The organism is Moraxella sp., assembly GCF_030525845.1.
Classification (GTDB): Bacteria; Pseudomonadota; Gammaproteobacteria; order Pseudomonadales; family Moraxellaceae; genus Moraxella.
The window spans coordinates 1-24,341 of record NZ_JAUNDY010000025.1; the positions used below are offsets into that span (position 1 = coordinate 1).

Sequence of the window (24,341 nt, forward strand, 5' to 3'; positions counted from 1 at the left end):
GGCAAATGGGTCGCCCCTGTGGACGGTGTCTATTTTGACGACATTTCGCCTGTGGACGGCAAGCCCTTTGCCAAAGTCCCAAAATCCAATGCCAAAGACATTGAACTTGCCCTAGATGCAGCCCACAAGGCAAAGGACGCTTGGGGTAAGACTTCACCTACCGAACGCTCTAACCTATTATTAAAAATCGCTGACCGTTTGGAAGCCAATTTGGAACTGCTTGCCGTTGCCGAAACTTGGGAAAATGGCAAACCCATTCGGGAGACGCTGGCGGCAGACATTCCGTTGGCGATTGACCATTTTCGTTATTTTGCAGGCTGTTTGCGGTCGCAAGAAGGCACGATTAGCCAAATTGATGAAGACACGGTGGCATATCATTTTCACGAGCCGATTGGCGTGGTCGGGCAAATCATTCCTTGGAATTTCCCAATCCTAATGGCGGTATGGAAACTTGCCCCAGCCCTTGCGGCGGGCAACTGCGTGGTGCTAAAACCTGCCGAGCAGACCCCTGTGAGTATTTTGGTGCTGATTGAGCTGATTGAAGATTTGCTCCCAGCAGGGGTGGTCAATGTCGTCAATGGCTTTGGGGTTGAGGCGGGCGAACCACTCGCAACCAACCCACGCATTGGCAAAATCGCCTTTACAGGCTCTACCGAAATCGGGCAAAAAATTATGGAATATGCCACCCGTAACATCATTCCTGTAACCTTAGAACTTGGCGGAAAGTCGCCCAACATTTTCTTTGCCGATGTGATGGACAAGGACGATGAGTTTTTGGACAAGGCATTAGAGGGCTTTGCAATGTTTGCCCTAAATCAGGGCGAAGTATGCACTTGTCCGTCTCGTGCTTTGGTGCACGAATCCATTGCTGATGCGTTTTTGAAAAAGGCGGTGGAGCGGGTCAAAAAAATCAAAACAGGACACCCCCTAGACACCGACACGATGGTGGGTGCACAAGCCAGCCAAGAACAACAAGACAAAATCCTAGGCTGTATCGCCAAAGGCAAGGCGGAGGGTGCAGAAGTCTTGACAGGTGGTACGGCAAGAAATGAAGTGGACGGCGGTTTTTATATTGAGCCGACCATTTTTAAGGGTCATAACAAGATGGAGATTTTTCAAGAAGAAATCTTTGGTCCTGTATTGTCCGTAACGACCTTTAAGGATTTTGATGAAGCAATTGCCATTGCCAATGATACGATGTATGGACTGGGGGCGGGCGTGTGGTCAAGAGACGGCAACACTGCTTACCGTGCAGGACGAGCAATCCAAGCTGGGCGAGTGTGGACAAACTGCTATCACATCTACCCTGCCCACGCCGCCTTCGGTGGCTACAAAAAGTCAGGCATTGGACGAGAAACCCATAAGATGATGCTTGAACATTATCAGCAAACCAAGAATTTGCTGGTCAGCTATTCGCCAAAGGCGATGGAGTTCTTTTAGGGGCTTGCAACCATACAAGTTTACCTAATGGCGTGATAAAACGACTTAATCAAATGGTTGGGTCGTTTTATGGTTGTTTGGTCAAGATTAATGCTTGATAAAATTTAGCTGGTTGATTTTTTGGGCGATGGCATTGAGTTGATTTGTTTTATTGGTGGTAAAAATCGGCAAACCTCCCATGACATACTCCTCTCTGGGTCTATCCATGATAACGATGGCCTTTTGAACACCTTCTAAACTTATGATAATGCGAGACTTGGTATCTTGCTTGATTAACAAATCGTGGTTGGGGAGTTGTTTTTCAAGCTCCTTTTTAAAGGTGTGGATATCTATGGGTTTTTTGGTAAGATGAGGCTTAACAAGGGCAATCCCAAATAGCACCACGAGTAGTCCTACCAGTCCAAAAAATAATTGCGTTGCGTTCATCATTATCTCATCTTAAATAAATCACTTGATTGGACAACTCATCGCCCATCACATCATCACTAGGAAAATAGGAATTGAGCAGTCTCCCAACTTCACCAATCAGTCGCTTTAAGCCTTGTTCCATGTCGCCTTTTTTAAAGTCGTCCAGCGTATTTTGGCAAAGCGATTGCCACTCATCACAGGCGTGAGCATCTATGCCTCTATCAGCGATGATTTCAAGTCCATGCTCGCACAGATTGACATAAATCAGCACGCCTGTATTATGCTCGGTATCCCACACGCCATGCTCGGCAAAAAGCCTCAACGCCCGCTCACGACAGCCTGCTGTGTATGCCATGTTGATGGGTAAATGATTTTCGATGATAAGCACAATCTCGCCTGCATGACCGTTTTCGGCATTTGTAATGGCACGAGCAAGGCGAATTTTTACCCCATCATCTAGCCAGCGATTGTGCAAAAACGGCACAAACATCATCTGACGCACAAGGCGAGCAAAACTCTTTGGGGAGGTATTTGTCATTTTAGTCATTACCACGACCCCCTTGCTCCGCCACCGCCAAAGCCACCGCCACGAAAACCGCCACCGCCAAAGCCTCCGCCGCCGAAACCACCAGAACCACCGCCAATCTTAATGTTACCGCCACGTCCACGATGGATACCCTTGCTAGATGGTGGGTTGAAGGCGAGCATGCTCCATAGCACCACACCCAGCACCAACAGCACTAAGCCTGTCGCCACACCAAACCCAAAACCAGAACCCGCCCAAAGCCCCAATGCCACAAAAATGGCGGTCGCAACACTCGCTCCAAGCACTCTCCCCAAAATCGCTGTGAGATTTTGTCCAAAATTCATCAAAAAGAAAAATGCAAAAAACAGCATGGGAATAGCTTCGTTTTGTTGCTCTGCTTTTTGGGCTTTGGTATAGGCTTCATCGGCTTTGGCAAGCACATCAGGGTCGGCTCGTAGGCGTTCATCCATGCGACCAATCCCTGCTGACAAGCCCTGTGCATAGCCTTGTGTTTTAAAACTGGGCGTAATATCCTCACGGATAATGCGGTTAACCACCGCGTCAGGCAATACACCTTCTACGCCATAACCTGTCAAAATCTGAATCTGCCTATCATCGACAGCGACCAACACCAAAACGCCATTATCATGCTCTTTGTCGCCAAGCTCCCAGCGTTTGGCAACTTGATAAGCATAATCAAAAATATCCATACCGCCTGTACTAGGGATAATGACGATGGCGATTTGGGCAAGTTTATCGTCGTAAATTTGACGCAGTTGAGTTTCAAGATGGCTTTTTTCATGAGTACTCAAAATCTTTGCTTCATCAACAACAGGACTATTTAAAATCAACTTATCATGCGTGATGGCATCAGACTGTGCTCGCTGGTCTGCCACGACATTTAGCACCGTGCCATTGTCTGCTCGCTCGCTCGCCATCACAGGCACACCCAACCCAAGTACCACGCTTACCATGAGCATGGCAAAAATTTGACGGTTCTTTTTAACCATATCAATCATTATTGGTTGTTGGCTGGGTGGGATTGGTACTGCTGAAATTGACGGTTGGAGCGGTGCTGATGGCTTTTTCGTTTTCGACGCTAAAATTGGGTTTGGTTTGTAGTCCAAACACTTTGGCGGTCAGATTGGTGGGGAATTGACGCACGGTGGTGTTGTAGCCTTGCACACTTTGGATATAGTTATTGCGAGCCACCGTAATGCGGTTTTCGGTACCTTCAAGCTGGGCTTGCAAATCTTGGAACATGGTGTCGGCTTTTAGTGCTGGATAATTTTCTGTTACCATCATCAGCCGTGATAAGGCAGAAGTCATACCCGCTTGGGCTTCGGTATAGGCTTGCATGGCGCTTGGATTGGTCAGCGTCTCTGGCGTTAGCTGGACACTACCCACCTTTGAGCGAGCATTTGCCACTTCGGTCAAAACTTCCTTTTCATGTTCGGCATAACGCTCAACCACCGCCACCAAGTTTGGCACAAGGTCAGCTCGGCGTTGGTATTGGTTTACGACCTCCGACCATTTGGCACTGGTGTCTTCGTCTAGAGCTTGGAGTTGGTTGTAACCACAGCCTGATAATGTCAAAACACCACTTAATAGCATGGCAGAGGTAAGTTTTTTGGTAAATTGTTTCATTTTAAATACTCTGATAAATTTTTATCATCATGGCAGTTTTTGGTTAAAATTGCAACTACTTGGGTATTTTTATCACAAAAATACAAAAAATCTATCAAAATTGTGATTTTTTGTAGAAATTATTTTAAAAATGTGGCAAATTATCCACCTTGTATCTAATTTTGATTTATTTAAAAATAGTATCAATCAATTCAATGATATTTATAAAATTTTTAAATAAATCGTAATAAAAGGAGTGTTTAATGTCTTTAAAAGACCTAATCGACCAACTCAATGGAATTATTTGGAGTCCTGCCCTGATTTATCTTTGCTTGGGGGCGGGGCTTTTTTATTCTCTCATGACTCGCTTTGTGCAAGTACGCATGCTGGGCGAGATGATTAAGCTGATGTTTAGTGGCGTCAAAAGTGCAGATGGTATTTCGTCATTTCAAGCGTTTGTGGTGGCTCTTGCCAACCGTGTCGGTGTAGGTAACATCGCAGGCGTGGCAGCTGCCATTGGTTTTGGTGGCCCTTCGGCGGTGTTTTGGATGTGGGTGGTGGCATTTTTGGGTGCATCGACTGCTTATGTTGAGAGTACGCTTGCACAAATCTACAAAGAAAAAGACCCCATCACAGGTCAATATCGTGGTGGCCCTGCTTATTATTTTGAAAAAGGCTTGGGTCAAAAATGGTACGCCATTTTATTTGCCTTAGCAGGGGTTATCTCGTGCGGTATTTTCTTGCCTGGCGTGCAAGCCAACGGTGTGGTTAGTGCCGTAACTCGCATTACAGGCGAGGGCGAGATGATGAATTTCTTGGGCATGGAAGTCGGCGGTTATCGTGTCATTACGATGGCGTTCATCTCTGTCGGTATTGCACTGATTGTCTTTGGTGGTATTAAGCGTATCGCTCGTGTGGCGGAGTTTGTTGTGCCATTTATGGCGCTAGGCTACATCGCTTTGGCACTTCTTGTGATGGTCATGAACATCGATAAAGTGCCTGCCGTATTTGGGCTTATCATGAGTGATATCTTTAATCCAATGGCAGGACTGGGTGCGGCGATTGGTTGGGGTGTTAAGCGTGGTGTGTACTCTAACGAAGCAGGTCAAGGTACAGGCCCTCATCATGCAGGTGCTGCCGAAGTTGAGCACCCTGCCCAGCAAGGCTTGGTGCAAGCATTCTCTGTTTATGTGGACACCTTACTTGTTTGCTCGGCAACTGCCTTTATGATTTTGACAATGGGCACTTATAATGTCAAAGGTACGCTCACAGAGCCAGATGCCTTTATTGTTCAAAATATCCCCCATGTCAATGCAGAAGGTGCACCCATCAACGAAATCGGTACGCCTGCCTTCACCCAAATGGCATTGGAGCAAACCTTTGGGGCGTTTGGCAACTATTTTATTGCCATTGCTATTTTCTTCTTTGCCTTTACTACTGTGTTGGCATACTATTACATTGCTGAGGTAAACATCGCTTATCTGACTCGCCGTATGAAGATTGGCACTCAAAAGATGGCTGGTTTTATTCCTAAGTTTACCGTTGTTGCGGTTGTCATGTATGGCAGCTTAAATAGTGCTGGCTACATTTGGGACATGGGCGACGTTGGTGTGGGTATGACTGCATGGCTCAACATCGTGGGTATTCTTATCATGTTCTTTATGTTAAAGCCCACCATGAATTCGCTCAAAGACTACGAGGAGCAACGTAGGGCAGGCGTGAAAAATTACACCTTTGACCCTGTCAAGCTTGGCATTAAAAACGCCACTTTTTGGGAAGATAGGTTAAAAGACAAATAATTATCCCAAATCCTCAAAACCGCTCAATATTGGGCGGTTTTACTTTAAAAAGAGGAGACAATGATGAATTTATACATGCTAAAACTGGGAGCAACCCCAAGGGGGCGACTGATTGAACAACATGACGTCTTTTTTGGTATTGGTAAATGCGTGGCGGATTTAATCCCTTATTTTGAACAATCTTGGTCGGAGATTAAGGATATTTGGCACATTGACGCTTATCGTGCGGTCAATTATGTGGGCGATTATCAAGTGCAAGTCGTCTGCCGTGATGATTTTGTGGATAATGGTTTATCTTTGTTTTTTATTAATATGGGTGGGTATCAAGCAGGGCATTTTGAAGAATATCATCATAAAATGCTAGTCGTTGCCAAAAGTGTATCAGAAGCTATTGCCATTGCCAAAAAAAGTGAATTTTATCAAGAATTTAGTGTAGATGAGCGAGCTGTATCGCACATTGATAATAAATACGGTGTAGATGTGGATGACATTCATCAAGTGTTTGATGTTTTGTCTGATGATTTTAGGGCTTTGTATGCCTTACAAATCACGCCATGCGACCACCCAAAAGATGATGAAATGGTCATCGGTTACCTGCCCAAAAAACTATTTGTTGCCCAAGACTAGATGTTTGATGGTGTCAATTGAGTATTTTTTTGATTAAAATTTTTAAAAACATGGTTTTTTGTGATGATTTTGGGTAAAATAATCACTTTTTCTAATAGGTAATATCCTATGTCCAACACCGCCAATAACGCTTTTTTGATTTTGCCACGTTTTGCCCTGTTTTGGGTGTGTCTCTTGCTTGTGCCGATCAGTTTTTATTTTGGGGTTTGGTGGCTGTTCGTTATTAGTTTGTTGCTAAGTATTTTGGGTGTGTATAACATCATTCAAAAAAAGCATTCTATTTTAAGAAACTACCCTGTTAGTGGCAATATCCGCTTTTTGTTGGAGGCATTTCGCCCTGAGGTGCGTCAGTATTTTTTGGAAGATGACAAGGAGGAAGTGCCATTTTCTCGCCAACAGCGTTCTATCATCTATCAGCGCGCCAAAAATTTGGACAGTACCACCGCTTTTGGTAGTCTCAATGACTTGCATAAAACAGGCAGTGAGTGGCTTCTACACTCTGGACGTAGTCATAAAATTGAGGATTATCATTTTACGGTTAGGGTGGGTAATGAGCATTGTCATCAGCCTTATGATTTGTCGGTGTTTAATATCTCTGCCATGAGTTTTGGGGCGTTGTCGGCGGCAGCCATTGAGGCGTTAAATAAAGGAGCCAAAGAGGGCGGTTTTGCTCATGATACAGGCGAGGGCAGTATCAGTCCTTATCATCAAAAGCATGGTGGGGATTTGATTTGGGAGCTTGGTACGGGTTATTTTGGCTGTCGTGATGATGAGGGGCGTTTTAATCCTGTTACGTTTGAGAAGCGTGCCAAACTTGAACAAGTCAAGATGATTGAGATTAAACTCTCGCAAGGAGCAAAACCAGGTAAAGGTGGCGTGCTACCTGCCTCCAAAATCACCCCAGAGATTTCTACCACTCGTGATATTGCGATGGGTAAGGATTGTATCTCTCCTGCCACGCACAGTGAGTTTGGCACACCCAGAGAGCTTGTGAAATTTTGGCAAAAACTGCGTGTCTTATCTGGTGGTAAGCCTGTGGGTTTTAAACTTTGTATTGGCATGCCATGGGAGTTTATGGCGATCGTCAAGGCGATGATGGAGGAGGGCGATTATCCTGATTTTATTGTCATTGACGGTGCAGAGGGTGGTACGGGGGCAGCCCCTGTGGAGTTCATGGACAGTGTGGGTATGCCACTTGTTGATGCACTGATTTTTGTGCAAAATACACTGGTTGGGGCAGGTATCCGTGATAAAATCAAAGTCGGTGTCAGCGGTAAAATCGTTACTGCTTTTGATATGGCAAAAATGATGGCACTGGGGGCGGATTGGTGTAACTCAGCTCGTGGCTTTATGTTTGCGGTGGGGTGCATTCAGTCTCGTTCGTGCCACACCAACCGCTGTCCGACAGGCGTAGCCACCCAAGACCCATCTCGCCAAAAAGCACTTGATGTACCAAGTAAGTCTGAGCGTGTCAAAAACTTCCATGCCAATACCCTAAAAGCCCTAGCAGATATTGTGGGTACAGCAGGACTTGAACACCCAACAGAGCTTCGGGCACATCACATCGTTCGCCGTCAATCAGATGGCTGGATTAAGCTACTATCAGAGCATTATCAATTCATTGCTCACGGTTCGCTTTTGACAGGCGACTGTGGTCGTAAGGTGCTAGATGACATGTGGCGACTGGCTGACCCTGACAGTTTTCAGGCGATGGGTGTGGCAGATGAGATTGTTCATCGAGAAAATGCACGTAACCGCATTCATGTGCAAGAGGTGCAATGAATCAAAAAGCGTGGTCAAAACCACGCTTTTGTTTTTGAGGTGTTAAGAGGTTCTACCTTTTAGCTGTAAAAATGCCTGCTCAATACGCTCGCTATGCTCAAATATTTTTTGTTCGATATTGGCAAATTGCTCTTTTAGGTATTCGTCAGCCTCGTGCAAGCGACCAACAAACTCGGTGCGTTTTAGTTCGATGGCTTTGGCTTTTAGGGTGTGCCATTCTTCAACCGTTTTGGTAAATGCCTCGTATTCACTACTAATTTTATCTTTAAAGAGCATGAGCTTATCATCGATAGATAGGTCACCGCCTGCGATTTTGGCCTCGGCACGTTTAAACTGCATGCTGACCTCTGCATGCTTGATGGTAAGGTCATCGACAGTTTTTAGGTCTTTGGCAAGTCCCACCTTTGAGAGAGCGACAATTAGCCATTTGGTGGGGTCGTATTGCCACCATTTTACACCGTTGCGATAATCATATTGGAAATAGTGATGGTAGTTATGATAACCTTCACCCCAAGTAAAAATCGCCAAAATGGGATTATCACGAGCGGTGTTGGTGTCGGTGTAGGGTCTGGTGCCAAACATGTGGCATAGCGAGTTGATAAAAAAGGTAAAATGATGGGTTAGTACCATGCGTAGCAGCCCAACAATCAAAAATGCCCCAAGCATATCATCGATGATAAGCCCAACTGCCCCAAGCACAATCACGCTACTAAATAGCACGCACCAGCCGTAGTATTTGTGTTGGAAAGCAAGGACTTTGTCTTTTTTTAGGTCGGGGATATTTTTATAGTCGTATTGACCGCTGGGGTATTTATGTAGCATCCAGTCCATGTGGCTAAACCAAAATCCACGTTTGGCAGAGTAGGGGTCATCATATTCATCATCAACATGGCGATGATGAACACGATGTCCTGAACACCAGTCAAATGCTGAACTTTGCACCGCCAAAGTCGCCCCCAAAAGTAAAAAATACTTCACAATGGGGTGAGCCTCATAGGATTTGTGAGCCATCAAGCGATGATAACCTGCGGTGATGGAGAGGCCTGTCCATGCCATAAACAGCGAAAACGCCACCCACAAGGCAGGAGTTGTATCATGCGTCCACAAATACCACGGCACCAAAATCAATGCCAAAATCGGTGTGCTTAATAAAAAAATGGCAGGTACCCAGTTGATGGGTGGATTTTCAAAATCTTTGGGGTTATGTGTAGCAGTCATGGTGTATTCCTGTATTGACTGTATTTGAGCATATCAGACATATTATACCGCAAAGTGCATTAGATGTGAACGATTATACACAAAATTTATGAAAAATCTGATTTTGTTTTAAATTTTTTATGGGTATAAATGTCGGCATGCACAAATAAATTTTGTTATAATTGAGAAAATTTTTCAAAGCTGGAATGACATGACAAGTCGCAAAGAACAATTTAAATGCCGAGAACAGCAGATTTTGGAAGTGGCTGAGCAGTTATTATTGGAATCTGGTGATTATGATTTGACGTTGGATAGTTTGGCGCGCCATTTGGATTTGGCAAAAGGGACGATTTATAAGCATTTTGTTAGTAAAGACGAGCTTTTATTGCGATTGCTTATTGAGTACGAAAAACGACTCTATGAGATGAATACCATTGATGATGGGGCTGGGGCTGGTGTGGCGCGAATGGTGTTGCAGTTACTGCTTCGTCCTCATCGTGCGATGATGTTTCATCATTTGGAGGATAAGTTGTCATCGACTGCCTCAGGGCTAAACCGTCTATTTGGCGAGCTGTATAAGATTCGTCGTGAGCGTATGAAGCGAATTTATGAAATTGCCGAGCGGTATTTGGTAGAGCAGGGCAGTACGATGTCCACCAGAGATTTTTTGTCAAGCATTTGGGCGTTGGGTCAGGGTGGAGCAGGACTGCTTAATTCTAGTTTTTATCAAAGGTACTTAGGCGATCGAGATACATTAAAATACGCCTTTGTGGTGCATATGCTTGATTTGCCTAAACTTTATGTGAGTAAGATTGCCACCGCTGAACCTGTGCAAACAGTCAATCTAACGCCACGTGAAAACGCTGTTCCTCAGCTCATCAAGCCTCTAACGCCACCTTTGGTTTGATTCATTAAAAAATCCCACCTTGCGATGGGATTTTGTTTTGTACCAATTATAGGTCTTCTTCTTTAAACTGTGGTACGGGTTTTTTGAAACCGCCAGTTTTAACACCAAGCCAAATAAAGCCCAAGAATGCCCAGAATAGACCCACACCAAAGGTTGTGCCGTCCACTTCTAGCCACATGAGGAAAATGGCGATAAAGCCTAAGGCAGGTACAACCACATAGTTAACAATCTCTTTGAAGTTTGCCACTCGCTTATCACGCACCGCATAGCGGAAAATTACCGATAGGTTCACAAAGCTAAATGCCGTCAATGCACCAAAGCTAATCAAGTTTACCACCGTTTCAAGGCTGATAGCACCAGCCGTCAATGCCACCGCACCTGCAATCAAGATGTTATTGACAGGGGTTTTAAATTTGGGGCTTAATTGACCAAAGACTTTTTTGCTAATCACGCCATCACGACCCATCACATACATCAGACGAGACACGCCAGCGTGAGCCGAGATACCAGATGCCATGACCGTTACAATGGCAAAGCCTAGCACGATGGCTTGGAATGCTGAACCACCCACCAACATGAGGATTTCTGCTTGGGTTTCATCCACCGCCTCAAAGTAGATTTCAGGGTTGCTTGGGAAGAAAGTTTGCATGAAATAGGCACTAAACACAAACACCACACCGACAATCAAAGTGGTTAAAACCATCGCTTTTGGCAGGGTCTTCTTAACATCTTTGGTTTCTTCGGCAAGGCTAGAAATCGCATCAAAGCCTGTAAACGAGAAGCACAAAATGGTCGCCCCCGTAATCAACGCCCCCACCGAAGCCATCTCGTCCCAAAATGGCTTTAATGTCCACAGAGCGTAAGCATCTTCGCTCAATGTGCCTTGTGCATAACTGCCCATTTGCAATTTGTCATAAATCAAATACACAAACACGCCAATGACAAGCAGTTGAATAAACACAATCCAACTGTTAAAGTAAGCAACCGCCTTAGAGCCAAGAATATTCACGCCTGTCATCAAGGCGGTCAAACCAATCACCCAAACCCAAGAGTTCACTTCGGGGAATAAAGCGTCCAAATACAATTTTGCCAAGATGATGTTAACCATTGGCGAGAGCAAATAGTCAAGCCATGACGACCAGCCCACCATAAAGCCCATAGATGGGTTGATGGCTCTTTGTGTATAGGTGTAAGCTGAGCCAGATGATGGATAGGCACGAATCATGTGTCCATAGCTGATAGAAGTGAGCAAAATGGCAATCAGGGCAAACAGATAGGACATCGGCACATGTCCGCCACTATCGCGAGAGACCATACCAAAAGTGTCAAGCAAAGTCATCGGCTGAATATAAGCCAAACCGATAATAATGACGTGCCACAAACCAAGATTTCGTTGCAACTTCGTTACATTGGGTGCAACATTAGTAACAGGTGTACTCAATGAAAAATCCTCCACAAGCCTACTAAATCTAAGTCGTTCGGCACAAGAAAAGGGGTTTTAGATTGCTTAATACCGTTATCAAACTTACTTTTGGCAGATTAAAAATTATGTTAAATCAAAGACTTATCACAAAATCTGTTAGCGGGTGTGTTTGAGATTTGATTATGCTATCAACTCCGAGTTAATTGATTTTATTGACCGAAATGGTCAACGGTTTACAAATTTTTACAAACGTAAAAAAAGGGGGTTAATTTTACAACAAAACAGCAAAAATGCCAACCTTTTTATTGAAAGTTGGCAAAATTTGAGTAAATTATATCCATAAAGTTACGATGGATTTTTTGTGCATTTATATCCATTTGTTTTATTTATCATATTTTTCCATAACCATTTCAGCAAGAAAATAATACCATAGATAATTGATGCTAAAATAAAAAAATATTTGAAAAAAATTCACAAAATAATGGTGAAATACTCTTGCGGAAAGATTGTCATCTGCATACAAACGCTCACTGCAATCATCGGCTGACTCAAACCCTTTGCATCACCCCCACGCATAAAATTCCACAATATCAGGAGCAGGTGCAATACTTACTATCATACTAAACAGCAATGATACCATACAAGCAATGATAAAAATTATTAGTAACTGTCTAGATAATTTTTTTGAGAAAGTTTTTGTTCATTTTAAGGGTTTTTATTGTCTATAAAATACACAAAAATATGCCATAAGCATAATACCACTAGGTAAATACACAATAAAGGAAGGAATAATCTTTTTGTCCATCCAATCCAAAAATAGCGAAATATAATCCCTATAATACCTCTATCATAAAGGTCGCCTTCGCAATCATCGAGTATCGTATAACCTTCACAAAAACCCCAAGCCTCATATTCGCGCATATCATTAAAAGGTGACATCGCTATAAAGATGGCAGGTATTGACGATAAACATAAAAGAATAATTATAAAAATAGCAAAATGCTTAATGATTTTTAGTGCAATGACTTTATTCATTATTGCCCACTCAAAGTCAAACTTCGCCCCCCATCCACCGCAATCACTTGCCCTGTGATATAAGGCGAATTTAATAAAAACAACACAGTCATGGCAATGTCATTGGGCGTGCCAATTTGTTTTAAGGGCACAGAATTTAATAAGTCATTTGCTTGTTGCTCATTAAATTCTATTGGCAAAACATTCACGCCGGGGGAGACACCATTTACTCGCACATTGGGGGCTAATTGTAATGCCAACGAATGCACCATTGCTTTATGGGCGGTTTTTGCCATGGTATAAATAGGATAACCAATAAAGGGCTTGTTGTCAGCGTGAATATCCAAAATACTGATAATTTGACCATTATTTTTTATTAATTCGTCCAAAAATAATTGACTAATAAAAAATGGGGCTTTGGCATTGGTCAAAAATAAATCGTCCCAATGATTTTGTAAAACATCAAAATTATCGGCTAAATCACTTGGATAAAAACTGGATGCATTGTGAATAATACAATCCACTCGCCCAAATAAATTTAAAACTTGATTTTTAAAATCGGCTGATTTGGCTTTATCATTAACAAAACTTAACTCCGCTCCGATAATTTTGGCGGAACTAGGACGAATGGCATTTAATTCATCACATAAACTTTTAGCATTGTCCGCACTTTCATGATGATGAATAATCACTTGATAGCCATTTTTGTGTAATATTTTGGTGATTTGCTTGCCAATGCGTTTACTGCCGCCTGTGATTAGGGCGACTTTTTTGGGGTTTGTATCATTGTTCATTTTTTATTGTCCAAAAATATCATCAATCAAAAGTTGAATTTTTTGTATTCTTAATTCATTTAATGCCAATCCAATTGCTTTACCTGTCAAACTTTTATCAATGTCATGGATATTGACAGATTTATAAATGTCTATGGCAATTTTTAAAAATTCATGCAATCGCATAATATCCAAATCCGTATTTATGATACCAATGGCATTAAACACATCTTCTAAGGTTTGATAATTGCCCTGATGAGCTTTGGTTTTTTCTATGAGATTTAGAATATCGTTTGCGGTTGGTTTTTGATTAAAAATATGACAAAATTCGCTTAATAAATTGGCGATTTGTACAGGGTATTTTGGGGCATTTAATTGATGAGCGATTTTTTTAATCAAATTCTTATTCAACTGTTCATTACCCAAATAGCCAGCACATAATAGGGCAAATTGCACCGCCATATTATACTTTTTTGCCAAAGTTAAATGATTGATAACCCTTTTAAAAATCAACTCATTTTGCCAACATTCGTCCAATGCTTTTAAAAAATAAGGCAAAATATGGAGCGTTTTTAAATAATACCAATAATCATGCCCCGTCCCACTCTCCATAGCTTTGACACTCTCCGCCCATAGGCGTTCACGGCTTAGGTGGGCAAGCTCGCCTGCCTTTGCCATGTTTTGCATGAGAGTCAGCGTCTCATCAGCAATGCCAAACCCCCTATCGGCATAACGAGCCAAAAACCGCACCGTACGCAAAATCCGCAAGGGGTCTTCGGCAAAGGCAGGGGAAACGTGGCGTAAAGTTTTATTGTTTAAATCGTTAATACCGCCATAAAAATCAATGACTTCGCCTGTTTTGGGCGTGTCATCAAACAGTCCGCTCACTTCTATCGCTAGGGCGTTAATCGTCAAATCTCGGCGAAGTAGGTCGTCTGAGAGCGTTACGCCCCGAGTTTCGGTGGCAAAGCCTTGATAACCCGTGCCATTTTTGCGTTCAATGCGAGCAAGGGCATATTCAAAATGAGTATCAGGGTGCAAAAATACCGGAAAATCCGCCCCCACTTGGACAAAGCCTAGCGACTTCATCTCCTCAAAATCCGCCCCCACCACCACAAAATCTTTATCATGGACAGGCAAACCCAACAGCGTATCACGCACCGCACCACCAACCAAATAGACTTGCATATTCATTCCAAAGGTTAAATTGAGCGTATTTTAGCCGAAATTTGAGCATAAAAAAAGCACCCCAAACGGAGTGCTTTTGACATAGGTGATTATTTTGCCATGTCCTGAGCATCGGAGACTGCCAGTGCGGTCATATTGACGATACGGCGAGCAGTTGCCGATGAAGTCAAGATGTGAGCAGGCTTGTCCGCACCCAACAGGATAGGACCAAGTGCCGCTGACCCTGTGGCGGTTTTTAGTAGGTTAAAGGCGATGTTGGCAGAGTCTACATTTGGCATGATAAGTAGGTTTGCCGAGCCTTTGAGCGTGCTAAACGAGTAGTTATGCTCACGCAGACGCTCATCTAGGGCGATGTCGCCATGCATTTCGCCATCAAATTCAAAGTCTACTTTCATCTCGGTTAAAATGTCGTGAACTTTACGCATTTTGATGGCGGATTCACGGTCAGATGTACCAAAGTTAGAATGCGAAAGCAGAGCAACACGTGGCGTGATGCCAAAACGACGAACCGCATTGGCTGCCAAAATGGTCAATTCAGCAAGCTCTTCGGCGGTTGGATCTTCGTTGATGTAGGTATCAGCGATGAACAGGTTGCGGTTTTGCATGAGTACCGCACTCATGGCGTAGAAGTTGGATACATCTTCACGTTTGCCAATGACTTGGCTAAGATAGCGAAGGTGCAGATGATAAAAACCAAACGTACCACAAATCAAACCATCTGCATCGCCAAGCTCCACCATCAGCGAGGCGTGTAGTGTACTTTTACGGCGGACATCACGGCGAGCAAGCTCTGGGCTGACACCATGACGCTGGGTGGATTTGTAGTAGTGGGCGTAGTATGCTTCGTTGCGTGGGTTGGTGTTTGGGTCGATGATGGTGATGTTTTCACCATTAACAAGACGCAAGCCCAAGTTTTCAATTTCTTTGTTAATAACCTCAGGGCGACCGATAAGAATTGGCTCGGCGATTTTTTCATCGACCACCACTTGCACTGCACGCAGGACGTTAATGTCCTCGCCTTCGGCATAAACGATACGTTTGGGGTCTTTTTTCGCTTTGTTGAAAACAGGCTTCATTGCCAACGCAGTGTTGTAAATAAACTCTGATAAATGTTGGCGATAGGCATCAAAATCCTCAATCGGCAACGTTGCCACGCCAGTTTCCATCGCTGCTTTGGCAACGGCTGGGGCGATTTCTAGGATAAGATTTGGCTCTAATGGGCCGGGAATGAGGTACTCTCGACCAAACTGCTTGGCAGAACCGTCCGTATCAAGGTCAGATGACTCATGGTGTGCCATAGCTGCGATGGCATGCACACAAGCAAGTTTCATCTCTTCATTAACAACGGTCGCCCCCACGTCCAATGCCCCACGGAAAATATAAGGGAAGCATAGGGCGTTGTTGACTTGGTTAGGGTAGTCAGAGCGACCTGTCGCCATAATCACGTCATCACGTACCGCATGGGCAAGCTCAGGCATAATCTCTGGGGTTGGGTTGGCTAGGGCAAAGATGATGGGGTCTTTTGCCATGCTACGTACCATGTCCTCATTGACCACACCTGGTCCTGATAAGCCTAAGAATACATCTGCACCCACCATCACTTCGGCAAGCGTGGTTTTATCGGTATCACGAGCAAAGGCAGCTTTGGATTCGTCTAGGTTTTCACGCTTGGTACTAATCACGCCTTTGGAGTCAAGCACATAGATGTTTTCTTTGCGTACACCAAGTGCCACCGCCAAGTTAAGGCAACTAATCGCCGCCGCCCCTGCACCTGAACAAACAAGGGTAATCTCTTCAATTTTTTTGCCGTTTAGTTTTAGGGCATTTAAAAGTGCTGCCGCCGAGATAATCGCTGTGCCATGCTGGTCGTCATGGAACACAGGAATGTTCATGCGTTCACGCAGTTCACGCTCAATTTTGAAGCATTCTGGGGCTTTGATGTCTTCTAGGTTAATACCACCGAAGGTTGGCTCTAAACTTGCCACTGTCTCGATGAATTTGTCAGGGTCGGTTTCGTTAATCTCAATGTCAAAAACGTCAATGCCAGCAAATTTTTTGAAAAGTACGCCCTTACCCTCCATCACAGGCTTGGAGGCTAATGCACCGATGTTACCCAAACCAAGCACGGCGGTACCGTTGGTAATCACACCCACGAGGTTGGAGCGAGCGGTGTATTTAGAGGCTAATTTGGGGTCTTTTTCAATTTCAAGACAAGGCACCGCCACGCCAGGAGAATACGCCAATGCCAAGTCGCGTTGGTTGGCGATTTGTTTGGTGGGGGTAACAGAGATTTTACCAGGTCTGGGGTGTTCGTGGTAGTGCAAGGCAGCTTGTTCAAGCTGTTGTTGTTCAATGGTTTTGCTCATGGGGATTTCCATTTTTAAAATAAAAAGCGACTTATTTTAGCACGATTTTGGGGGCGGTGCTAGAATTTGTTAATGGGTGTTTTGTCAGATTTGCTAGGGCGTGTTGAACCTTTATAATACTATTTACAAAATAGAAATATTTTGGAAACAAAATAAGCGTTTTTGCATTAAAAATGACTAAATCTTGTTTTTCTCATTTTTAATGGCAAATACAAAAGTTCAACACGCCCTAATAATAAACATCCATTCATTGCCATTTGTCAATGCATCTCAATGAATGTCAATCTTACCACCATTGAGCGTAACTGGTAGCGACACGGGCAAAATCAACAAATCCCCCACAATGGTAAACGGCAACACCAAAGGCAGGAGCAAGGCTTGGGCAACACTTTTGGCTTTATTAGGTTTTTGGCGGTCAATGATAAAATCATAAGGTCGGCTCAGTGGCTTGGCTTTGGCAAGCAAAGCCTTGCTTGATGTATTGTGCTGATAGACTTTGCCACTAAAATTCCCCAAAAACAAATAATGCTGTCTGCCCACACCTGCCAAGTCATCATGGTCGCTGGCAATGCCTACTTTTTGAAAGTCTTGTAGCTCTTGGGCGTTGTGATATTGATACCAAAAATACGCCCCAAAATTAAACCTGCCGTCATGACCGTGAGAAATGTGGTGGCGATAATCCGTACCTCCCCCAATCTCCCAATGATAGCTAAGTTTTAAAAATTCAGGCGTGGTGAGCATTTTTTTAAGCCGTGCCACCTGATCATTGTCATCAAACACATAAACATAACGCCCAGACAGCATGATGAGCGTGCCATCATCGTTGATGACAAATCCTGCCACGCTGTCTTTTTCTTGGACGGTTTTCATGGGTGGGTCTTTTAAATCCTTGATAGTACCGCCAACCGCATTTATTGTGCAACCGCCAAGCCCCACACTCATGGCAATAAGGCTTACCATCGCCAATTTTTTAGCTATTTTCATAAAAACTCCATTGAGATTAAAAAGGTAATATAGCCATTGTTGATACCAAAATAAGTTAAAATCATGTCAGTAAGGTTTGGCACGTCCCATCTTAACTTTTGGGGCAGTAGGGGGTCGGTGTTTCGCTGTACAAATAAATCCAATTTATGCCCTTAGGAGCATATCCTGCCAGCTCTTTGTCGGCATAGCTTTGGTTTGCCATCACAAATTTTTTGGGTAACATCGCCGAAAAATTCATGTACGAACGAAAATCCGAGTTATCAAACCGCAAATCAAAGCCCTTTTTGGCGGTTGGGACAAGTTTAAACATGCTACGATGCTCAGGTTCGGATGTATCACCCAAACAATCAAAGGCATGATGTTCGCCATGCACTTCGCCATTTTTTAGGTAAAATCGCAACGCATAAGACTCATAATCATCAACATCATAAGTCAGCCACCAGCCCTCGTACAACTCTTTGGGTAGGGCGGACACGGTTTGTTGTTTGATGAGGATGGGTTCTAGGTCAGGCTTTGCGTTGTCAGCAAAAGCCACGCAGGGTAAGGCACACAATGCCAAAGTGATTATTTTTTCATAAAATACTCCTTTATAAGTCATTCATCATACGGCTTGCTTTTAGGGCAAAATAGGTCAAAATCCCATCGCACCCTGCTCGTCTAAATCCTAGTAAACTCTCCAAAATTACCGCCTCAGAGAGCCAACCATTTTGTATCGCACTCATGTGCATGGCGTATTCACCTGAGACTTGATAGGCAAAGGTCGGCACACCAAAGTTGTCTTTGACCTCACGCACCACATCCAGATAAGGCTGACCGGGTTTCACCATCACCATGTCCGCCCCCTCGTTGATGTCAAGGGCGACCTCGTGCAGGGCTTCGGCACGGTTGGCAGGGTTCATTTGATAGCCTTTTTTGTGTCCTTTTAAATTGCCTGCACTACCGACCGCATCACGAAAAGGTCCATAATAAGCGGAGGCATATTTGGCAGAATACGCCATGATTGCTGTGTTGTGAAAATGCTCCCCCTCCAATGCCTCACGCATGGCACGAATGCGACCGTCCATCATATCACTTGGCGACACCACGTCCACGCCTGCACGAGCATGGGCAAGGGTTTGTTTGACGAGAGCTTCGGTAGTGATGTCGTTTAATACATAACCTGTCTCATCGATAATCCCATCTTGCCCATGTGTGGTATAAGGGTCAAGGGCAATATCTGTCATGACTATCATCTCAGGGCAAGCGTCCTTAATCGCCTTGATGGTACGCACCGCCAGCGTGTCAGGGTGGTAAGCGTCATCCCCATTGGGCGTTTTTAGGGTAGGGTCGATCACAGGGAAAATATCCACCATGCGCACGCCCTCACGGTACAGCTCTTTGACGTGATTGATGGTTAAATCAATGGACAAACGCTCAATCTCTGGCATGCTTTTGATGCTTTGGCGAGCGTTTTGCCCCTCAATGACAAAAAGCGGTGCGATAAGATGGCAAGGCAAAAGATGGCTTTCGGCAACCATCTCACGAATGCCGTCAGAGACACGCATACGGCGTAGGCGAGTGGCAGGAAAGGTGCGGTTAAAGGTGTAGTTTGACATGATGTTTTCCTGATTAAAATAACCATTATCATAGCAAAATTTAATGGATTTGTAAAAATGGAAAACCCATAGCAACATAACCTTTTGGTAATGCAATGGGCGTTTTTTGTGATATTTTCGGATTTGTTTTGGTTTAATTGCCTTAAATAAGACAAATATGTGGTGGGCTAAGTTATTTTGCATGAGAAAAATATACATAAAAATAAAAAATGATTATGATTTTTATATTTTTATAATGAATGTTTTTTATGGAAAATAATGATATTTTTTATTGCAAATTGGTTTTTATTTGTATATGATAAATAACAATTTTGTTTGGTAACTGTTTAATGACAAACAAAAAGTTACAACAAAATGAATATTGGACTGACGCTGACAACGCTACAAATTCAGGCAGAATGCGTGGTTTTGTCGGATTTTTTTATACCTTAATATTGGAGTGGTATATGAAAACTTTTAAATATGGTGCAATTGCCCTATCGATTTTGGCTTTGACAGCCTGTGGTGGCGATGACAAGCAAACAGCACAAGCAGGTGCAACAACAGGCGATACAAACGTAGCAGGCGAAGCCCCAAAACGTCCCGAATGTATCGCTCCTGCTAAGCCGGGCGGCGGCTTTGACTTAACCTGTAAACTTGCTCAGTCAGGTTTTCAGGATTTAAAATACAGCGACAAGCCCATGCGTGTAACCTACATGCCAGGTGGCGTGGGTGCGGTGGCGTACAATAAAATCGTTGCCAACGACCGCAAAAACGGCGATGCCATTGTGGCGTTCTCGACAGGTTCTATTCTAAACTTGGCACAAGGTAAATTTGGTCAGTTTACCGAAAAAGACGTGCGTTGGCTGGCTGCCGTTGGTACAGACTATGGCATGGTTGCCGTGAATGCCAACTCTCCTTACAAAACGCTTGGCGATTTGGTTGAGGCACTCAAAAAAGACCCCAAAGCCGTCTCTTTTGGTGCAGGTGGTAGCGTGGGCGGTCAAGACTGGATGCAAACTGCCTTGCTTGCCAAAGCGGCTGGCATTGACCCCAATAAGATGGGTTATGTGGCAATGGAAGGTGGTGGCGAAGCAGTAACGGCTGTACTTGGCAACCACATCCAAGTAGTATCCGCAGGTCTTGCCGAAGTCATGCCACATGTCAAAGCAGGCAAATTGCGTGTGCTTGCGGTGTTTGCCCCTGAGCGTCTAGAAGGCGAAGGCTTTAAAGACATTCCTACCGCCAAAGAGCAAGGCTTTGACATCGAATGGCCTGTGATTCGTGGTTACTACATGGCACCAGAAGCACCTGATGCGTCTTATAACTGGTGGAAAGGTCAATTTGACAAAATGCTTGCCGACCCACAATTCGCCGAGCTACGCACCAATCGTGAACTTCTGCCATTTTCGATGACTGGCGATGAGCTAACCAAATACGTATACGAACAAACCCAAGAGCTTCGTACTTTGTCGGCTGAGTTTAACTTGGTAGAAGGCGGTGCAACTGCACCAACAGACGCACCTAAGGCGGACGCTCCTACCCAAGAAACCAAACCAGAAGCGACAGCCGAAGCACAAGCAGAAGAAGCACCTGCTGACGCTCCTGCCGAAGAGAAAAAATAATCATCATGTCATTATGATGACAAAACCAATCCTGTTTTGGGATTGGTTTTTTAAAAAGGAAATTTTATGGTTGATCGTATATTTTCAGGTGCGTTGCTCGTTATCTCCTTGATTATGCTAGGCATGGCATGGGGTTACACCGCACCGATTTCTTATGACCCTATCGGACCTCGCCCTTACCCTGTGATGATTTTGACGTTACTTGCGATTTTGACGGCAATCATCACTTTTCGTCCTGCCAAATTTGCCGAAAAAATCAAGCTTGGATTAGATAAACCCATCATTAAAAATTTGGTGGTTTGTACTGTGGCGTTGGCGTTGTATTCAGTTTTTTTTGAAGTGCTGGGCTACATCATCTCTACAACGCTAAGTGCGTGGGTTATGGGTTTGTTGTTTGGTGGCAAATGGCACAAAGCACTCATCGCCTCGTTGGTAATGGCAGTAGGAACCTATTATTTGTTTATGGGGCCACTCGAAGTGAGTTTGCCTTCTGGTATTTTAAAACCGATTTTGGGGTAAAAGATGGATACTTTTAATTTTTTGATGCAAGGTTTTGCGATTGCAACCACACCCCAAAACCTGATGATTGCACTGATTGGTGCTTTTATTGGCACGATTGTGGGTATGCTCCCTGGTCTTGGACCGATTAACGGTGTGGCGATTTTATTGCCGATTGCTTATGCAATGGGTTTGCCGCCTGAGAGTGCGTTGATTTTGCTGGCTGCCGTTTATTTGGGCTGTGAGTATGGCGGACGTATTTCGGCGATTTTGTTGAACGTGCCAGGGGATGCAGCGGCGATCATGTCTACGCTTGATGGCTATCCGCTTGCCAAGCAAGGTAAAGCAGGCATCGCCTTGTCGCTGTCGGCAATTAGTTCGTTCATCGGCTCGATGATTGCCATCACGGGTGTGGTGTTGTTTGCACCGATTTTGGCAAATTGGGCGATTAGTTTTGGTCCTGCTGAATATTTTGCTTTGATGGTATTTGCATTGACGTGTCTTAGTGGCTTGGTGGGCGATGCACCGATTAAGACAGGGGTCGCGGCTTTGATTGGGCTCGTGATTGCTACTGTTGGGGTTGATGCTGTTACGGGTGTTTATCGTTTTACTTTCAACTCGGTAAGCTTGTCTGACGGTATTGCCTTTACCACGATTGTCATTGGCTTTTTTAGCGTGAGTGAAATTCTCATCATGCTAGAAAAAACCAGTGCAGGGCAAAAAGCCTTAGAACAAGGCAAACGTGGCATGGTAAACCTAAAAGAATTTATGTCGTCTTTGGGGGCGATTATTCGTAGTGGTTTGACAGGTTTTGTGGTGGGTATCCTGCCAGGTGCTGGTGCAACCATTGCCTCTGCCATGACCTATTCTAACGAACGTAAAATCGCAGGCGAGAGTGGTAAGTTTGGCGATGGTGACCTGCGTGGTATCGCGGCTCCCGAGGCTGCCAACAATGCCTCTGCCTGTGGTTCGTTCATTCCCATGCTGACACTTGGCGTACCGGGTTCTGGCACAACGGCGGTGATGATGGGGGCATTGACGCTGTATAATATCACACCAGGCCCTCAGCTTTTTGCTGAGCAACCTGACATCGTGTGGGGTTTGATTGCTTCACTCTTTATTGGTAATGTGATTTTATTGGCACTTAACCTACCGCTTGTAAAATTCTTTGCTAAACTATTAGACATTCCAAACTATATCCTAATCCCAGCCATTGCAGCGGTGAGCTTTGTGGGTGTGTATTCAATTCACAGCACCACTTTTGATTTGATGTTAATGATTGGACTTGGGGTGTTTGGTTATTTCTTGCGTAAGCTCAATTTCCCGCTTTCTGCTTTGATTTTGGGTTTTGTGCTTGGGCATTTGATGGAGTCAAACCTACGTCGTGCTTTATCCATTTCACATGGCGATGTGGCGATTTTGTGGCAAAGTCCGATTTCGATGGTGCTTTGGGCGTTGGCAGGTGTGATGGTAATTTTGCCGATTTATCGTTTGATTAAAGGTAAAAAAGTGAAAAAAGCTCATTAATCATTCATAAAAGTATAAAAACACCCTAAAAGTAAGTGATTTTGGGGTGTTTTTTTGATATATTAAAGGAATATGGCTAAAATGATGCCGATGATTGCTATGATAATGATAAAATCAAACACGGCGAAGAAAAAAATTTAATTTTCTTAAAAAATCCGACTTTTGGTTTATGGGTTTTCTCGTATTCTGATTTTTTATTTTCCCACTCTCAAAACTCATAGAATGCCATGGCTGTCAAAAACCAAACCAAAGGAAAGGCAAAGCCAAGAATTAAGGTAATCCAAAAAATATTCCTAACTCTTTGGTTTCTTCTTCATACTGTTCTTCATCAAAATCATCAGACATTATACCAACCCTTGTGTTTGTTTCAATTTTAAAATATCTGCTCTTGCCCGCTCTGCCAATGCCGACATATGTGCATGATTTGGTTCTTCATAATGACACAAAACACACACCGCCTTTAAGTTGCTTGGGCGGTTATCATGCGTTACACCATTTTTATGATGAGTATGTAGCAATCCTTTTCGGCTATTTAAATTTACGCCACAACTTTCACAAGTGTAATTTTTACTTGCTCTGTATAAGGTGGAAATAGAGACCCAATCAGATGTGTATCCGCCTTTATCTTGTCCGACATAATGTGGCAATTCATTAAAATTGGTGGTGTATTCTTGTAAAAATTCATTAAAATCAAATTCATTACGGATTTTATTTTGGCTATTTTTGCTATGATTGTAATTTTGATAATTTAATTGTTTTAAGCAGGGAATACATACCAATAAAGGTGTAATGCCAGTATTTTCTAATTTATCTACGATTTGAAAAAGTTGTTCTTCGTTATTATTGATGTGATAACGCTCATAACGATTATTGGCTTTCATTCTTTCATAGAACTGTCATTATCATTTTACCCATTCCAAAAACAAAAGTTTTATTATAAGGCGGGGGGGGGGGGGGCTTTTCAAAAACAAACAACCCGTGTTATTTTTTGTTTTGTTATAAAGGTGTGGTGTTTTTTGTACCAATGTCGTTTGTGGTTTTTTTTAAAAAAAAAACC

At 43.6% G+C, this 24,341-nt stretch carries 22 protein-coding genes; 8 read left to right on the top strand and 14 right to left on the bottom strand.

What is annotated here, in order from left to right; translation table 11 throughout:
- Positions 1-1,440 (top strand): aldehyde dehydrogenase family protein (locus tag Q4B79_RS08285; RefSeq protein ID WP_303085956.1); only part of this gene is annotated, 1,440 nt, incomplete at its 5' end.
- An 87-nt stretch (positions 1,441-1,527) separates the two neighbouring features.
- Here the strand turns inward: Q4B79_RS08285 and Q4B79_RS08290 are convergent.
- From Q4B79_RS08290 to Q4B79_RS08305, 4 genes are read right to left on the bottom strand one after another with little or no spacing between them, the layout of a single operon-like run.
- Entirely contained in the window at positions 1,528-1,866 is a 339-nt protein-coding gene (locus Q4B79_RS08290) for a hypothetical protein (protein WP_303085957.1), read from the bottom strand.
- Positions 1,867-1,873: 7 nt separating this feature from the next.
- The gene (locus tag Q4B79_RS08295) at positions 1,874-2,386 is read right to left on the bottom strand and encodes a TPM domain-containing protein (protein WP_303085958.1); all 513 of its coding nucleotides are present in this window, start codon (positions 2,384-2,386) and stop codon (positions 1,874-1,876) included.
- An 8-nt stretch (positions 2,387-2,394) separates the two neighbouring features.
- Entirely contained in the window at positions 2,395-3,384 is a 990-nt protein-coding gene (locus Q4B79_RS08300) for a TPM domain-containing protein (protein ID WP_303085959.1), read from the bottom strand.
- Between the two features lies 1 nt (position 3,385).
- On the bottom strand, positions 3,386-4,021 hold the full coding sequence (locus Q4B79_RS08305; RefSeq protein WP_303085960.1) for a LemA family protein: 636 nt from the start codon (positions 4,019-4,021) through the stop codon (positions 3,386-3,388).
- 242 nt (positions 4,022-4,263) lie between these two features.
- On the opposite strand from Q4B79_RS08305, the gene Q4B79_RS08310 reads away from it, so the two are divergent.
- The 3 genes from Q4B79_RS08310 (at position 4,264) to Q4B79_RS08320 (ending at position 8,208) form a co-directional block, all read left to right on the top strand.
- Complete coding sequence (locus Q4B79_RS08310; RefSeq protein ID WP_303085961.1) at positions 4,264-5,799, top strand: sodium:alanine symporter family protein; 1,536 nt, start codon at positions 4,264-4,266, stop codon at positions 5,797-5,799.
- Between the two features lie 63 nt (positions 5,800-5,862).
- On the top strand, positions 5,863-6,426 hold the full coding sequence (locus tag Q4B79_RS08315) for a DUF1543 domain-containing protein (RefSeq protein WP_303085962.1): 564 nt from the start codon (positions 5,863-5,865) through the stop codon (positions 6,424-6,426).
- Positions 6,427-6,534: 108 nt separating this feature from the next.
- Positions 6,535-8,208 (top strand): FMN-binding glutamate synthase family protein, encoded by a 1,674-nt coding sequence (locus tag Q4B79_RS08320; RefSeq protein WP_303085963.1) that lies wholly within the window; start codon positions 6,535-6,537, stop codon positions 8,206-8,208.
- 42 nt (positions 8,209-8,250) lie between these two features.
- On the opposite strand, the gene Q4B79_RS08325 is transcribed toward Q4B79_RS08320, so the two are convergent.
- Positions 8,251-9,426 (bottom strand): acyl-CoA desaturase, encoded by a 1,176-nt coding sequence (locus tag Q4B79_RS08325; RefSeq protein ID WP_303085964.1) that lies wholly within the window; start codon positions 9,424-9,426, stop codon positions 8,251-8,253.
- Between the two features lie 190 nt (positions 9,427-9,616).
- On the opposite strand from Q4B79_RS08325, the gene Q4B79_RS08330 reads away from it, so the two are divergent.
- Positions 9,617-10,312 (top strand): TetR/AcrR family transcriptional regulator, encoded by a 696-nt coding sequence (locus tag Q4B79_RS08330; RefSeq protein WP_303085965.1) that lies wholly within the window; start codon positions 9,617-9,619, stop codon positions 10,310-10,312.
- Between the two features lie 46 nt (positions 10,313-10,358).
- Here Q4B79_RS08330 and Q4B79_RS08335 read toward each other — a convergent pair whose 3' ends face one another.
- The 8 genes from Q4B79_RS08335 to hemB form a co-directional block, all read right to left on the bottom strand.
- Entirely contained in the window at positions 10,359-11,753 is a 1,395-nt protein-coding gene (locus tag Q4B79_RS08335) for an APC family permease (protein ID WP_303085966.1), read from the bottom strand.
- A gap of 687 nt (positions 11,754-12,440) precedes the next feature.
- Entirely contained in the window at positions 12,441-12,770 is a 330-nt protein-coding gene (locus Q4B79_RS08340; protein ID WP_303085967.1) for a hypothetical protein, read from the bottom strand.
- The gene (locus Q4B79_RS08345; RefSeq protein WP_303085968.1) at positions 12,770-13,543 is read right to left on the bottom strand and encodes a pteridine reductase; all 774 of its coding nucleotides are present in this window, start codon (positions 13,541-13,543) and stop codon (positions 12,770-12,772) included. Before Q4B79_RS08345 ends, Q4B79_RS08340 begins: the two co-directional genes overlap by 1 nt.
- Positions 13,544-13,546: 3 nt before the next feature.
- On the bottom strand, positions 13,547-14,710 hold the full coding sequence (locus tag Q4B79_RS08350; RefSeq protein ID WP_303085969.1) for a tRNA nucleotidyltransferase: 1,164 nt from the start codon (positions 14,708-14,710) through the stop codon (positions 13,547-13,549).
- An 89-nt stretch (positions 14,711-14,799) separates the two neighbouring features.
- Entirely contained in the window at positions 14,800-17,076 is a 2,277-nt protein-coding gene (locus tag Q4B79_RS08355; RefSeq protein ID WP_303085970.1) for an NADP-dependent malic enzyme, read from the bottom strand.
- A gap of 270 nt (positions 17,077-17,346) precedes the next feature.
- A complete protein-coding gene (locus Q4B79_RS08360) occupies positions 17,347-18,060 on the bottom strand; it encodes a hypothetical protein (protein ID WP_303085971.1) in 714 nt (237 codons plus the stop codon).
- Between the two features lie 91 nt (positions 18,061-18,151).
- Complete coding sequence (locus Q4B79_RS08365; protein ID WP_303085972.1) at positions 18,152-18,658, bottom strand: hypothetical protein; 507 nt, start codon at positions 18,656-18,658, stop codon at positions 18,152-18,154.
- Positions 18,648-19,655 carry a porphobilinogen synthase gene (gene hemB / locus Q4B79_RS08370; RefSeq protein ID WP_303085973.1) on the bottom strand — a complete coding sequence of 336 codons (1,008 nt, stop codon included), beginning with the start codon at positions 19,653-19,655 and terminating at the stop codon, positions 18,648-18,650. The genes Q4B79_RS08365 and hemB overlap by 11 nt, the downstream gene beginning before the upstream one ends.
- 446 nt (positions 19,656-20,101) lie before the next feature.
- Between hemB and Q4B79_RS08375 the strand changes: the two genes are divergently transcribed.
- The 3 genes from Q4B79_RS08375 to Q4B79_RS08385 all read left to right on the top strand — a co-directional run bounded on the left by Q4B79_RS08375 (position 20,102) and on the right by Q4B79_RS08385 (position 23,284).
- On the top strand, positions 20,102-21,259 hold the full coding sequence (locus tag Q4B79_RS08375; RefSeq protein ID WP_303085974.1) for a tripartite tricarboxylate transporter substrate binding protein: 1,158 nt from the start codon (positions 20,102-20,104) through the stop codon (positions 21,257-21,259).
- Between the two features lie 66 nt (positions 21,260-21,325).
- Complete coding sequence (locus tag Q4B79_RS08380) at positions 21,326-21,778, top strand: tripartite tricarboxylate transporter TctB family protein (protein WP_303085975.1); 453 nt, start codon at positions 21,326-21,328, stop codon at positions 21,776-21,778.
- A gap of 3 nt (positions 21,779-21,781) precedes the next feature.
- Positions 21,782-23,284 (top strand): tripartite tricarboxylate transporter permease, encoded by a 1,503-nt coding sequence (locus Q4B79_RS08385; RefSeq protein WP_303085976.1) that lies wholly within the window; start codon positions 21,782-21,784, stop codon positions 23,282-23,284.
- 344 nt (positions 23,285-23,628) lie between these two features.
- On the opposite strand, the gene Q4B79_RS08390 is transcribed toward Q4B79_RS08385, so the two are convergent.
- Positions 23,629-24,165 carry an HNH endonuclease gene (locus tag Q4B79_RS08390; RefSeq protein WP_303085977.1) on the bottom strand — a complete coding sequence of 179 codons (537 nt, stop codon included), beginning with the start codon at positions 24,163-24,165 and terminating at the stop codon, positions 23,629-23,631.
- Positions 24,166-24,341: the final 176 nt, after the last annotated feature.